The organism is Sphingopyxis sp. JAI128 (assembly GCF_014207235.1).
Taxonomy (GTDB): Bacteria; Pseudomonadota; Alphaproteobacteria; order Sphingomonadales; family Sphingomonadaceae; genus Sphingopyxis.
Map to the genome: position 1 here is coordinate 70,093 of NZ_JACHDA010000008.1, position 14,573 is coordinate 84,665.

A 14,573-nucleotide genomic window follows, 5' to 3' on the forward strand; every position below is an offset into this window, starting at 1 on the left:
CCTACAGGCTGTAGCCGAGGCGGACACCGAAGGTCCGCGGACGCATCGTCCCAAAGCGGCTCACGAGGAAGGCTTCGGGGTGGATGTAGGTGATCGAATGATCGTCGAAGAGATTTTCGACATAGAATTGCGCCGAGAGATCGCCCTTCTTCAGTCCGAGGCTGAGATTCACATTGCTGTAGGCGTCGGTCTTGCCAAAGGTCGAGAGCGGCACATTGGGCCGTCCCGGCGTGTTCGGAAAGCTGCTGTTATACGAACCGATGTGCTGCGCATTGGCGGCGAGCGTCGCCTCGACATCGCTGGCGAGGTTGAAGCTGTAGGCGATATAGGCCGAGCCCTGGATGCGCGGCGCCGACAGGCGGTGACCGAGCACCGCGCCCGAAATCGCAGCCTCCTCGGCCGACAGCTTGGTGATCTTTGCGTCGTTATAGGCGCCGTTGACACCAATCGCCCAGCCCGTCGCGGGGATCACCCCGATCTCGAACTCGAACCCCTTGCTGCGCGCGGCGCCGATGTTGGTCGCGAACTGGACCGAATCCGACTGGCGGTTCGCCTGTGCCTGGATATTCTTCCAGTCGATCAGGTAGAAGGCGACGTTCATCGACACACGCCCGTCGAGCCAGCGTGCCTTGGCGCCGACTTCATAGCTTTTGAGATTGTCCGAGCTCGCGCCATAGGGGATGATGATGTCGTTGTCGTCGACCAGGCTCGGCGCGCCGGCGCGCGCGTTGACGATCGGCGCGCGGAAGCCCGTCGAGAAGGTCGCGTAGGTCGTCAGCGCATCGCTCGGCTTGAAGGTCGCGCTCGCTTTCCACGACGGTTTCGACCCCCTGGCCTTCACGCCCTCGGCTGCGGCATAGGGGGTGAATGTGTCGAAATCGACCGGCAGGCCGAGCAGCGCATAATCATAATAGTTGAAGCCGAAGGCCGTCGCGAGATAGCCGCCCGCCTCGGTAAACGCCTGCGCCGAGGTTTCGCCATAGCGCATGCCGCCGGTCAGCCAGAATTTGTCCGAAAAGCGATAGGTCAGCTCGCCGAAACCCGCGAGCTCCTTGCTGAGCGAGTGGGTGTAGAGCTTCTGGAAATATTTGTCGGGAAGCCCCGTGATGTTCCGTGCCGCGAGGAAGGCGGGGTTCGAACGATAGAGATAGTCGACGTCGCGGCGGCGGTCGAGGTAGAAGCCCCCGATCACGAACTGGAAGGGGCCGTCCAGCGTCGAGGCGAGGCGCGTTTCCTGCACGAAGACCTTGTCATAGGCATCGGCGTCGAGCCCGAAGGCGATCGGCGCGCCCGCGAACGACCCCGGCGGGAAGGTGCCGGCGAGATCGACGTAAAAGCGCTGGTCGAAATCCGAATAGGTCGACGAGCTGGTGAGCTTCGCGAAATCGAACTCATAGTCGATCGTCGCATTGGCGATGAACTGCTTGCCGGTGAAGCGGTCGGGCTCGTCCGAGATACGCTTGTTGCGGCCGAGCGACGGGTTGGTCAGCGAGCTGTCCTTCGGATTGCTATATTCATAGCTGCCGAGCAGCTTGATCGACAGGCGATCGGTCGGGCGCCAGAGCAAGGTCGCGCGGCCGCCATAATCGATCAGCGTGTTCGAATTCTTCACCCCCGTCCCGACATTGTCGAGATAGCCTTCCTCGTCGCGGTAGAAGCCGACGACGCGCAGCGCGAGCTTGTCCTCGGCCAGCGGGATGTTGACCATCGCGTTGTAGCGCTGGCGGAAACTGTCCGATCCGGTCAGGCCCAGATCGACAAGAACCGCGGTATCGAAATCGTTGAGGTCCGGGCTTTTTTGCAGGATGCGCATCGCGCCCGAAAGCGAGCCTGATCCGAACAAGGTCCCCTGCGGCCCGCGGAGGAACTCGACGCGTTCGACGTCGAACAAATTGGGGTCGACGACGGTGGTGTTGCCGATCGTCGAAACCGGAAGCTCGTCGATATAGATGGCGACCGAGCTTTGCAGATTGGCGTTATAGCCGTTGGTCGCGATGCCGCGCGCGGTGAAATTGTTGAAGTTGGCGGTCGGCTTGTTGAGCACGACGCCCGGCGTTTCGCGCCCGATGCCTTCATAACCGACGATGCCCTTGTCGGTCAGCTCTTCCTGCGAAAAGGCCGAAATGCTGATCGGCACATCCTGGATGCGTTCCTCGCGGCGGGTCGCGGTGACGATGATGTCGTTCGACTCTTGTCCCGCGTCGGCCTGCGGCGACGCCTCGGCCGCATCCTGCGCGGCGGCTCCTGCCGGGATTGCGAAAAGCGCGCCCGCGCACGCGGATGCAAACAGCTTTGCCCTCATCTTGCCCTCTCCCAATTCATCGCCGCTCGACCGTCGGCATACGGCGTCTATGCATCGCGCCATGCGCCGAGTCAATATTCACTCTCGCGTGTGTGAATGAAAATTCGGATGCGATGCGGCCGGCGTGCCGGTGGGAAAAAGTCCTCCCGGTCGGGCCCGCCGATTGCTATGCCCGCTGCATGACGACCGACGCGCCGCCCGCCGCCCTGCTCAAGGATATTCTCGGTCCGGCAGCGCTCGAAACGATCGCCGACGCCGGCGCGGCCGCTTCGCGGCGTTTCGACCGGCGCGCCTTCCTCGCCACCGCGTCGGATGGCCTTGAAGCCCTGTCGATCATGGAGCGCGTGCGCCATATCGCCGACGCGCTCCATGGCGCGCTGCCCGGCGATTATGCGACCGGCCTCGACGTCGTCCGCGCGATGGCACCGCAATTGACCCATGGCTTTCAGGCGATGGCGGTCACCGAATATGTCGCACGTTACGGCCTTGCCGATTTCGACCGGTCGATGGACGCGCTCGCCGACCTCACCCGTTTCGGCACCGCCGAATTTGCCATCCGCCCGTTCCTTGCGGCGGACACGCCGCGCGCGTTGGCGGCGATGACCGAATGGACGGGCAGCGACGACGAGCATGTCCGGCGGCTCGCCAGCGAAGGCGCGCGGCCAAGGCTTCCCTGGGCCGCGCGCGTCCCCGCGCTGAAGGCCGACCCGACGCTCGCCGCGCCGATCCTCGACACGCTGCGCGCCGACCCCAGCCTCTATGTCCGCAAATCGGTCGCGAACCATTTGAACGATATCGCGAAGGACCGCGCCGACTGGCTGCTCGATCGCCTCGGCGGCTGGCCGCAGGACGATCCGCGCACCGCCTGGATCGTCCGCCACGCGCTCCGCACGCTGATCAAACAGGGCGAACCGCGCGCGCTGGCGCTGATCGGCGTCGGCCATGGCGCCGCCGTGACCGTGCGCGATTTCACTGTCGAACCGCAGGCGGTGCGGTTGGGCGACCGGATTGCGATCGCCGCCGAACTCGCCTCGGACGCACCGGCGGGGCAGCGTCTGGTCGTCGATTATCGCATCCATTACGCGCGCGCCGAAGGCCGGACCGCGCCCAAGGTATTCAAACTCAAAAGCTTCGAACTTCCGGCGGGCGAAACGACGAGGCTGGCAATATCGCAGACGATCCGCGATTTCAGCACCCGCCGTCACTATCCGGGCCGGCACCGGGTCGAACTGATCGTCAATGGACAGACAATGGCCGAAAGCGCGTTCGACATCCTGCCCGGCTGAGGCCTAGTTACCCGGTGGCGGCTGCGGTTCGGGGGCGGCGGGCGGCGGCGTGCTCCGGTCCTGTATCGGCAGACGCAGGTCGATGCGGCTGCCATTGATCTCGGTCGAAATCACCGCGTCGCCCCCTTCGATCCCGACGCGCGTCCCGTCGCCCACCGGGATGTTGCCGATGTCGGGAATGTCGAGCGGTTCGACCGGGCCGGCGGGGTCGGCGGGTTTCGGGCGAGGCGCCGCTTTCTTCCCCGATGCCTCGATCATGAAATCGCGCCAGATGCGCGCGGGCAAGCCGCCGCCCGAAATGCCCTGCAGCGGCGTATTGTCGTCGTTGCCGATCCAGACACCGACGACAAGGCCGTTCGCATAGCCGACGAACAGCGCGTCGCGATTGTCCTGCGTGGTGCCAGTCTTGCCATAATTGGCCTGCGGCAGCCGCGCGGCGCGGCCGGTGCCGCGATTGACCGCGGCGCGCAGCATCCGTTCGATATCCTCATGCTCGTCCGACCCGAAGCGGCTGGGGCCCGAAATCAGATTTTCGAACCAGCCCCGCTCTTCGCCCTTGAACGCGTGCGGTTCGACCGGATAGCTGTTCGCCGCAATCGCAGCATAAGCGGCGGTGAGTTCGAGCAAGGTCATGCTCGACGTACCGAGCGCCAGGCTGGGGTCACCCTTTGCCATCGGCGCGGTGACGCCGAGGTCGCGGGCCATCTCGATCACCTTGTCGTCGCCGACTTCGCGCAGCAACCGCACCGCCGCGACATTGCTCGATGACGCAAAAGCGTCCTCGAGGGTGATTTGTTTCGAATAGGCGCCGCCCGAATTCTTGGGCTGGTAAGATCCGGTGTCGATCGCTTCGTTGCTGATCAGGTCGCCGGGATTCCAGCCGTCCTCGAGCGCGGCCAGATAGACGAACAATTTGAAGGTCGAACCCGGCTGGCGCTTGGCCTGCGTCGCGCGGTTGAACGGCGAGGCCGCATAATCCTTGCCGCCGATCATCGCGACGACCTCGCCGTTCGGGCGCATCGCAACGAGCGCGACCTGCGCCTTGCCCAGCCCTGCGCGGCCCGTCACGCGCCGCGCGATCCCCTGCAACCGGGCGTCGAGCGTCGTCGTGATCGTCTGGCGCGAATAGCCGACGTCGCTCAGCTTGCGCGCTTCGGGCAGCGCCCAGTCGGCGAAATAGGTGCCGGTCGGCAGCGTGTTGCGCATCCGCACGTCGATGCGCGGCGTGCGGATCGCTTTCGCCTCGTTCGCTGTCATATAGCCGGTGTCGACCATCGCATCGACCACCAGCTTCATGCGCTTTTCGGCCAGGTCGGGATTTTTGGTCGGCGCGAGCCGCGACGGCGCCTGCACCAGTCCCGCGAGCATCGCCGCCTGCGCCGGGGTCAGCTTTTCGGGCTGGCGATAGAAATAATGCAGCGAGGCCGCGCGCAGCCCATAGGTGTTGTCGCCGAAATAGGCGTTCGACAGATAGCGTTCGAGGATCTCGTCCTTGCTCAACCAGGCCTCGAGCCAAAAGGCGATCAACGCCTCGCGCGCCTTGCGGCCCAGCGTGCGCTTCGGCGTCAAAAATGTGAATTTCGCGAGTTGCTGGGTGATCGTGCTGCCGCCCTGCGTGCGCCCGCCGGTCACATTGCTCCACACCGCGCGCCCGATGCTGCGCGGGTCGATCCCCCAATGCGTATAAAAGCGCCGGTCTTCGATCGCGAGAAAGGCGCCGGTGACATGTTTCGGCAGGTCCTTCGCCTTCACCGGCTTGTCGACGATGGCCCCGGTTCGCGCGATCGGCGTCCCGTCGGAGGCCAGCAGCGTGATCTGCGGCGGCGCGATCGGTTCGAGCGATTTCGACAAGGGCGCAGTCAGCGCGAGCCAGCCGACGAGCAGGATAAAAAGGATCGCAAAGACCGCGAAGCCGCGCGAAATCCGGCGCATCCATCTGCGCGCGCGCGTTTCGGGAACCGCCGGCGCGGGCGTATCGACGACCGGATCGCCCGGAATCGGCGCGAGTGCGGGCGCGGTATCGGGGCTGATGGATTTACGGAACCAAGTCATGCGCTGCGGCCGTATTAAAGCCGCAACACAGTATAAGCAAATCCCTTATCGCCGGACCTGTTCGGCCAGCGTATCGCGCGCAACCGCCTGAAGCGCCGCCGCCTGCGTGTCCGAAAGGCCAAGTTCGTCAGCACCCTTTTCCTTCGGACCCAGCGTCGTCGGGTCTATGCCGGTGATCGCCCCGAAGGTCACGAGCGCCGAGAGATAATAGCCCGCGACGCTGGCGTGATAATGGTCGTAGGCCCAAAGGTCGAGCTGGCCATAGCCGATGCCGTCATAGGGATTGGGGTCGGCGACCCCGCTCGTCATGGCGCGGTTCCACGCCTGCCCCACCGGCAGCACGCCCGCCACCGCAGGGGTGGCGGAGCGCGCGCGATCGGCGGCGGCGCGCAGGTCCTCGGCCATCGCGGTCACCGGCTTGCCATACCAATGGCCCTTGGGCCTGTAAGCTTGGTCGGCGCGCGACCAGGTTGCCGCGAGTCGGATATCGACCGCTGGATTGCGCGCCCTGAACAGTGCCGCGAGGCGGCCGACGTCGCGGATATAGTTGGCGGGATCGCCGGGCCGTTCGCGATCGAGCGTGCTATATTCCTGCAGCACGACGAAATCCCACGCGCGGTCGAACCGCTGGCGCCGCTCGTCATAGTGAAAGCCGAGCGACTTGCCGCCTTGCGTTTCGAGGCTGACGCGATAGTCGAGCCCCGCCTGCTCGGTGAACAGCTTGAACAGCGCCGGAACGCCGCCATAGCCGGCGTTATTGAGGTCGGTGACCGACCCCGCGCGCCAGTTGCGCGCTGCCGAATGCGCGCCCTGCGTAAAGCTGTTGCCGATGAACAGGATCGTTTTCGGCGCGGCCTTGGCCTCGACGGGCGCCGCGGCGGCGTCACCATGCGGGGCGGTGCTGGCGACCGCCTGGCCGGGCGCGCACCCTGCCAGCATCAGCAGCACCGCGCCCGACATGGCCTTCAGGGGTCCAGTCGATCGAAGCCCCGAAGCTCCTTGTTTTTCGTTTCGCATCAGAATTTCACCGTAGCGCCGACATAGAAGCGGCGTCCGGCAATATCATAGACGCCGTTCTGGTTGGTCAAGCGCCCGCTCTCGGTCCCGCTCGGCAGGAAGGGGCTCGTCGAATTGAACAGATTGTTCACCCCGCCATAGAGGCGGAATTCCTTGCCGCCCGTATCGAGGTCGAACGACAGGAACAGGTCGTGCTCCCACACGTCGCCGATATTGAGGAAGATCGGTACCTCGGCATTCGGGAGGGTTTCGAGCAGCGCGGCATATTGGTCGGCGAGCGAATTGCTGTCCTTGATCTTGCCATAATAGGTGGTCGTCCAGCGGATGCGGAAATTGTCGAGGCGCCAGCCGAGCGATGCGCGCGCGCGATATTTGAAGCTGCCTTCGGCAAGATCCCCCGCAAGGTCGTTGGTGACCGTCCCGTCGACGCCCTGAAACTGGACCTTCTGTTTCAGGACATGCGTGCCGTCGTAACGCAGGTCGAAGCGGCCGGGAATGCCGAGCGCGTCGTCGAGGCGGAAGCGATAGTTGAACGCGACGTCGATCCCCTGCGTGTCGAAACGCGCCAGATTGACCTGCCGCTGGACGAGCTCGACGATCTGGCCGTTGTTCGCGTTGCGGGTAATATCGGCGCAGAAAGGATTGTCCGCCTGCGGCACGTCGGTGTCATAGCATTGGAGCTGGATGTCGCGGTTCGAATAGGCGTCGATCGCATCCTTGATGCTGATGTCGTAATAATCTACCGCGATCGTGAGGCCCGGCACGAAGCGCGGCGCGAGCACGGCCCCGATCGTCAGCGTGTCGGCGGTTTCTTCCTTGAGGTCGAGGTTCCCGCCATTGGGGCTGTAAAGGCTGTTGCCCGCCTGAGAATAGCGCTGCGTCACGCCGTCGCTGGCCTGCTGCGCGAAAAGCGACTGGATGCCGGGGTCGAGTCGGCAGCTGGCGGCAATCCGTCCGGTCGTCGTAGGTGTGACGCCGTCGCACAGGTCGTTCGCCGCTTCGAAATTGCCGCGCGGCGGCGAATAGAGCTCGGCGATGTCGGGCGCGCGCTGGGCGCGGGCGAATTGCGCGCGGACGCGGATGTCGGGGATCGGCGCATATTGGACGCCGCCGCGCCAGCTGAACACGGTGCCGACCCGGTCGATGCTATAGTCGGCGACGCGCGCCGAGGCATCGACGCTGAGCAGATAGGCGCCCGGCGCGTCGCGGAGCAGCGGCACGCTGACTTCGCCATAACCCTCGAGCGCGCGGATCGAGCCGCCGAAATTGGGCACGGCATTGCCCGTTGTGCCCCCCGTCTGTGACAGAAGATCGCCGGAGAGGTCCTGGCTGTCCTTGCGGTAATCGACGCCGAAGGCGGCGCCGACGGGGCCGGCGGGAAGCTGGAACAGCTCGCCCGTGACGAAGGCCTGGCCGGTATATTGGCGGATCGTCAGTTGCTGGTGCAGGTCGGCGCGGATCCAGGCAGCCATGTCGGGGGTGATCGCCCCCTCGCCGAACAGGTCGATCGCGACGCAGCCCGCGGCGCGGGCATCGGCATCGGCGCATTGCGGCCCGTTGGGTCCCATTTCGGCGTTGAGCGCCTGCGACAGGTTGACGCCGTTGATCTCGTTCCGGCGCCACTGGTCCTGCTTGTACTGGCCGTAGCCGAAGCTCGCTTCCCAGTTCCAGCTGTCCGAAATCTTGCCGCGCAGGCCCGCCCAGCTGCGGATCGTCTCGCGCTTGTTTTCGGTGATCTGGCCGCCGACCTCGTCGAAGCGGCGATCCCAGGCGATGCCGGCGCCCGAGGACGGCGTTTCGTTGCCGCGCAGTTCGGCGGGGACGAAGGGATTGCAAGGGCCGTTACGCAAGCACGGGATCTTGCCATATTCGATCTCGGTCGTGACGCCGGTGACGGGGTCGGTGAGCGGATAGGTCGAATCCCAGCCAATACCCACCGACTCGCGCGTCTCGCCCGAAGTGATCCGCGAATATTGGAGCTGTGCGAAGGCTTCGATCGCGTCCGAAAATTCATACTCGAGCTTGGCCGCGCCAAGATAGCGTTTGCGCGCGAGGATCAGCGAGCGGCCGGTGCGCTGGTTGTATCCATCTCGGTTGGGAAGAAAATAGCCGCTGTTACCGTCGTCTGTGGTGCCGACGTCGATCGGCTCGCCGGTCTGGACATCGGGGCCAAGCGGAACCAGTTCACCGTTGCGGTAAAACCGGTCGCGCCGCGAGCTCACGCCCGAGAACACGCCGCCGGGGATGAAGCTGCTGAGGTCGCTCATCACCAGCGGGGGGAATTCGGACGCCGGTCGCGATCCGTTCGCCGGCGCGCCGTCGGCATTGATATAGACGCCCTCGAACTCGTTGATGCCATTCTCGAAATCATAGTCGTAAGAGACCGGCCGCACCGCCCATTCGCGATCGATCGCGCGGATGCCCCAGTCGCGGTCATAGGTGCCGCTAATCAGGAAATAGCCGCGGCCATCGGCGAAACGCGTGCCATAGGTCGCGCCGAGCGTCAGTTCCTGCCCGTCGCCTTCCGACGTGATGCCGGTGCGCGCGCGCAGGGTCAGCCCCCGCTCATTCTTCTTGGTGATGATGTTGACGACGCCCGCGACCGCGTCGGAGCCATAGACCGACGAGGTGCCGCCGGTGATGATCTCGACCCGCTCGATGAAATCGCTGGGGATTGTCGACAGGCTGACGAGGTTCGAAATTCCGCTGTTCGACACGGTGCGGCGGCCGTCGACGAGGACGAGCGTACGGTTCGAACCGAGGTTGCGCAGTTCGATCGAGCTGAGCCCCGAATTCTGGGTATTGCCGGTAACCGTCGAATCATTGGTCGCCGACGACAGCTGCGGCAGGTCGGCGAGCGTTTCGCTGAGCTCGCTGTCGCCCGATTCGACGAGGTCCTCGGCCGAAACGCCGATCACCGGCGCCGGCGTGTCGTAGGTTTCGCGCGCGATGCGGCTGCCGGTGACGACGATCGCTTCTGCGGCCGGCGCCGCGGCAGCGGCGTCTGCGGGCGCTTCCTGCGCGGCGAGCGGCGCGGCAAGGGCGCCGACGCCCGCGAGAACCAGCGCGGCGCGGCTGCTGTGGCGGGCCCAGCGGGCTTTGGTCGAAATCATAATCTCACTCCCCATATCTGTCTTTATTCGGTGGGGCCGGAGCGCCGGCCTTCGATCAATCTGCGTCGGTTTCGACCGGTGACGCTGCCAGTGGCGCGGGTTCGCCACTCAGCGCACGGTTCAGCGCGTCGCGGTCGAGCGCATTTTCCCACTTGGCGACGACGATCGCCGCGAGCGCGTTGCCGATGAAATTGGTGAGCGCGCGGCACTCGCTCATGAACCGGTCGATGCCGAGGATGAGCGCGAGCCCCGCGACGGGCACCGACGGCACCACCGTCAGCGTCGCCGCGAGCGTGATGAAGCCCGCGCCGGTCACGCCCGCCGCCCCCTTCGAGCTGACCATCGCGACGAGCAGCAGCGCGACCTGATCGCCCAGGCTGAGGTCGACCCCCGTCGCCTGCGCGACGAACAGCGCCGCCAGCGTCATGTAGATGTTGGTGCCGTCGAGGTTGAAGCTGTATCCGGTCGGCACGACCATGCCGACCACCGACTTGGCGCATCCCGCCTTTTCCAGCTTTTCCATCAGGCTGGGCAGCGCCGCTTCGGACGAAGATGTGCCGAGCACGAGCAACAGTTCGGCCTTCAGATAGGCGATCAGCCGGAAGATCGAGAACCCTGCGACGCGCGCCATTGCGCCGAGCACGACAATCACGAAGAATAGCGAGGTCAGATAGAAGGTCGCGATCAGCGCCCCCAGATTGGCGAGCGATTCGACGCCATATTTACCGATCGTGAAGGCCATCGCGCCGAACGCGCCGATCGGAGCGAAGCGCATCAGCATCGCGACGATCCGGAAAAAGACGACCGACGTCTTTTCGAGCATGCCCAGCACCTGCGCCCCGGCGGCGCCGGTGTGCGACAGCGCGATGCCGAACAGGATCGCGACGAACAGCGCCTGCAGGATCGACCCCTCGGTCAGCGCGGAAACAAAGGTCGTCGGGATGATTTCGAGCAGGAAGGCGGTGAGCGTCGCTTCGTGCGCCTTCGCCTGATATTGCGACACCGCCCCGGCGTCGAGCGTCGCAGGATCGATATTCATCCCCGCGCCCGGCTGGACCAGATTGGCTACGATCAGCCCGACGATCAGCGCGAGCGTCGAAAAGAACAGGAAATAGGCAAAGGTCTTGACCGTCAGGCGGCCAAGCGTCTTGGCTTCGCCGACCGAAGCGATTCCGGTGGCGACGGTCAGGAAAATCACCGGCGCGATGATCATCTTGACCAGCTTGATGAACCCGTCGCCCAGCGGTTTGAGCGCGACGCCGGCTTCGGGGACAAAATGGCCGAGCAGCACCCCGCCGAGAATGGCGCCGAGCACCTGCACATAGAGGTGCGACCACCAAGGACGTCGCCCCGTGGCCTTCGGCATTGCATTCATATCGATCGTGGCGGCCACCGGCCTCTCCCCATATCAGCGGCCGTTATTCGGCCTCGAAGGGAAATTAGGCTGGTCAACGAAGGGCGGTCAAACCGCAGTAGCCCATTTTTAACTGACTGATTATATTATATTTTATCATCAAGACGATGAAAAGTCGTCGGAAAATGTGTGAAATTCCGCATAGAGGTCTGCAAAACTGTGCAATAATCCGCACATGGTATCGCTTCCCGATTCGCGCCATGACCTGCCCCGGCTCGACCGGCGGCGGCTGCTGTTCGCGGCGATCGCCGGGGCGCTGATCCTGCTCGTCGCCGCGCTGGGCCTTTCCCAATGGGCGGCCGGACATGCGCGGACCCGCGCCGACGCCGACGCACGGCAGAATGCGCGCGCGCATGCCAGCCTGCTCGAAAGCGAGCTTCAGAAATTCCGGTTGCTGCCCCGCGTGCTCACCGAATTTCCCGATGTCCGCCTGGCGCTGGCGGACAAGAGCGCTGCGGCATCGCGGCGGCTCGACCGTGAACTGGAGCAGCTTGCGGGGCGTACCGATGCGGCGGTGATCTATGTCATCGGCGCCGACGGCACGACGATCGCCGCGAGCAACTGGCAGGCGCCGACCAGTTTCGTCGGTCAGAATTACCGTTTCCGCCCCTATTTTCGCGGCGCGATGCAGCGCGGCGAAGCCGAACTGTTCGCGCTGGGCACCGTCAGCGGCCGCCCCGGCCTGTTCCTCGCGCGCCGAGTCGCCGCCGACGGGCGCGCGCTCGGCGTGATCGTGGTCAAGGTCGAGTTCGACAAGCTCGAGGCCAAATGGAGCGATTCCCCGGCGACGACGCTCGTTACCGACGATGCAGGGATCGTCATCATGACCAGCGAGCCCGGCTGGCGCTTCCGGTCGTTCGGCCCGATCTCGCCCGCCGCGCAGCAACGGTTGCGCGGGACGCGAAGCTATGGCGACGCGCCGCTGGCGCCGCTTTCAACCCGGCAGGCCGACGGCGACGTGCGCATTGCCGACGGGGGTAGCGCGACGCTCTATCGCCAGGCCGCCCAGCGCGTGTCGCTTCCCGGCAGCCGGCTCCACGTCCTGCAGCCCGCGCAGCCTGCACGCGATGGCGCCAACGCCACCGCGCGCGTGCTTTTCCTGATCCTGCTGATCCTTGTCGGCGCGGCGATCCTCGCGCTGCTGCGCCTCGTCGAACGGCAGGCGCTTCGCCAGGCGGCGCACGTTGCGCTCGAACGCGAGGTCGCGGCGCGAACGCAGGAGCTGCGCGGCGCCAATGCCGAATTGCAACAGGCGGCCGAACGACAGGCCGAAGCCGACCGCCGCTATCGCGCCGCGCGCGAGGAACTGGCGCAGGCGAGCCGGCTCGGGTCGATCGGCCAGATCACCGCCGGGGTGGCGCATGAGATCAACCAGCCGCTCGCCGCGATCCGCACCTTCGCCGAAAACAGCCTGCGCTACCTGGAGCGCGCCCAGCCCGACAAGGCGCGCGGCAATCTGGAGCATATCGTCGACCTGACCGCGCGCGTCGGTGCAATCACCAACGAACTGCGCAATTTTGCCCGGCGCAAGCCGACGCCGCTCGGCCCGGTAGCGCTGCAATCGGCGATCGAAGGCACCAACCTGCTGGTCGGCGACCGGCTTCGCGCGCAGGGGATCGCGCTCGACATCGCGATCGACGATCCGGGCCTGTCCGTCCATGCCGACCGCATCCGGCTGGAACAGGTCCTGGTCAACCTGCTCCAGAACGCCGCCGACGCCTTGCAGGGGCGCGACGCGTCGCGGATCGATCTCCGCGTCCATGGCCGCGATCCGGTGTTCATCGACATTTGCGACAATGGCCCCGGCATCGCCGCCGACCTGTTGCCGCAACTGTTTACGCCTTTCATCACCGGCCGCCCCGACGGGCTGGGACTGGGGCTCGCAATCGCGAGCGACATCATGGGCGAGTTCGGCGGCACGCTGACGCTCATCCCCTCGCCGCTCGGCGGCGCGGGGTTCCGTCTGACGCTGAGGCCCGCATGAGCTTTTTTACCGGCGATCAGCCTATCTTTTTCGTCGACGACGACGCGGCGCTGCGCGAGGCGAATGTCCAGACTCTCGATCTTGCGGGGCTGGCGGTCGAGGCTTTCCCCGATGCGCAGAGGGTCCTGCCCCGGATCGATGCCGATTTTTCGGGGGTGATCGTCACCGATATCCGGATGCCCGGCATGGACGGGCTCGAACTGCGCGCGGCGATCCACGCCATCGACCCCGGCATTCCCGTCATCCTGATCACCGGCCACGCCGATGTCGCGATGGCGGTCCGCGCGCTGCACGACGGCGCGTTCGATTTCCTTGCCAAGCCCTTTGCCGCGGACCATCTGGTCGGCGCCGCGCGCCGCGCGCTCGCGCACCGCGCGCTGATCCTCGACAACCGCCGATTGACCGCGGCGGCCGCGGCGATCGACAGCCCGTTGATCGGCGAAAGCCCCGCGATGCTGCGACTGCGCGAGACGATCGCGCAGCTGGCGCAGGCCGACATCGACGTCCTGATAGAAGGCGAAACGGGCACGGGCAAGGAACTGGTCGCGCATATGCTGCACCGCCAGAGCCGGCGCAGCGCCGCGTCGCTCGTCGCGGTGAATTGCGCCGCGCTGCCGCAGGAACTGGCCGAGGCCGAGCTGTTCGGAAGCGACCATGTCGACCGTACGACGGGCAAGCTGGGCCAGGCCGGACGCATCCGCAGCGCGCATCGCGGCACCCTGTTCCTCGACGAGATCGACACGATGCACCCCGCGGTGCAGGCGAAACTGCTCCGCGTGATCGAGGAACGCGAAGTCCAGCCGATCGGCGCCGCCGCCCCCGAGCCCGTCGACCTGCGGGTCGTCGCGGCGACGAAGACCGACCTGATGGACGCGGTGCGCGCCGGCGCCTTCCGCGAGGATCTTTATTACCGCCTCCATGTCGTGAAGCTGCGCATCCCGCCGCTGCGCGAGCGGCGCCCGGACATTCCGCAGACCTTCGCCTATTTCCTCGACGAAGCGGCGGCAAAAATGGGGCTCAGGGGCTTCCAGATCGACGACAGCGTGCGCCGTCACCTTGTCGAGCACGACTGGCCGGGCAATGTCCGCGAACTCAAGAACTTCGCTTACAGCGTCGTACTCGACCTGCCGTCGGATCCCGGCTTGTCGCCGATAGCCGGCGAGGCACCGCTGTCCGAACGTCTCCGCCGGTTCGAAGCGACGATAATCCAGGACACGCTGACGCAGACGCAGGGCAATATCGCCGAAACGATGGCGCGGCTCGGCGTCCCGCGAAAGACGCTCTACGACAAGATGCAGCGCCACCGGATCGACCCGAAGCTGTTCCGGGGGTAAAATCGTGGGCGGCGGAAAGCGGCCGAAAAATGCCCTTCATCCTCCCTGTCGCGCCGCGATGGGGAGGTGGC

General features: G+C 65.6%; 8 protein-coding genes. 3 read left to right on the plus strand and 5 right to left on the minus strand.

The features are described 5' to 3' along the window. Position 1 precedes the first annotated feature (1 nt). Positions 2–2,302 (minus strand): TonB-dependent receptor, encoded by a 2,301-nt coding sequence (locus HDC35_RS17350; RefSeq protein ID WP_184648647.1) that lies wholly within the window; start codon positions 2,300–2,302, stop codon positions 2–4. Between the two features lie 179 nt (positions 2,303–2,481). On the opposite strand from HDC35_RS17350, the gene HDC35_RS17355 reads away from it, so the two are divergent. Further along, positions 2,482–3,588 (plus strand): DNA alkylation repair protein, encoded by a 1,107-nt coding sequence (locus tag HDC35_RS17355; RefSeq protein ID WP_184648648.1) that lies wholly within the window; start codon positions 2,482–2,484, stop codon positions 3,586–3,588. 3 nt (positions 3,589–3,591) lie between these two features. Here HDC35_RS17355 and HDC35_RS17360 read toward each other — a convergent pair whose 3' ends face one another. Genes HDC35_RS17360 through HDC35_RS17375 form a run of 4 tightly spaced genes read right to left on the minus strand, consistent with a single transcriptional unit; the run spans position 3,592 to position 11,145 of the window. Further along, entirely contained in the window at positions 3,592–5,640 is a 2,049-nt protein-coding gene (locus HDC35_RS17360) for a transglycosylase domain-containing protein (RefSeq protein WP_184648649.1), read from the minus strand. A gap of 45 nt (positions 5,641–5,685) precedes the next feature. After that, positions 5,686–6,600, minus strand: coding sequence for a DUF4886 domain-containing protein (locus HDC35_RS17365; RefSeq protein WP_260397813.1), 915 nt, complete (start codon positions 6,598–6,600; stop codon positions 5,686–5,688). A 56-nt stretch (positions 6,601–6,656) separates the two neighbouring features. Further along, a complete protein-coding gene (locus HDC35_RS17370; protein ID WP_184648651.1) occupies positions 6,657–9,770 on the minus strand; it encodes a TonB-dependent receptor domain-containing protein in 3,114 nt (1,037 codons plus the stop codon). A gap of 55 nt (positions 9,771–9,825) precedes the next feature. Beyond that, the gene (locus tag HDC35_RS17375; protein WP_184648717.1) at positions 9,826–11,145 is read right to left on the minus strand and encodes a dicarboxylate/amino acid:cation symporter; all 1,320 of its coding nucleotides are present in this window, start codon (positions 11,143–11,145) and stop codon (positions 9,826–9,828) included. Between the two features lie 214 nt (positions 11,146–11,359). Between HDC35_RS17375 and HDC35_RS17380 the strand changes: the two genes are divergently transcribed. Beyond that, the gene (locus HDC35_RS17380; RefSeq protein ID WP_184648652.1) at positions 11,360–13,168 is read left to right on the plus strand and encodes an ATP-binding protein; all 1,809 of its coding nucleotides are present in this window, start codon (positions 11,360–11,362) and stop codon (positions 13,166–13,168) included. Then, entirely contained in the window at positions 13,165–14,502 is a 1,338-nt protein-coding gene (locus HDC35_RS17385; protein WP_184648653.1) for a sigma-54 dependent transcriptional regulator, read from the plus strand. Before HDC35_RS17380 ends, HDC35_RS17385 begins: the two co-directional genes overlap by 4 nt. The last annotated feature ends 71 nt before the right edge of the window (positions 14,503–14,573 follow it).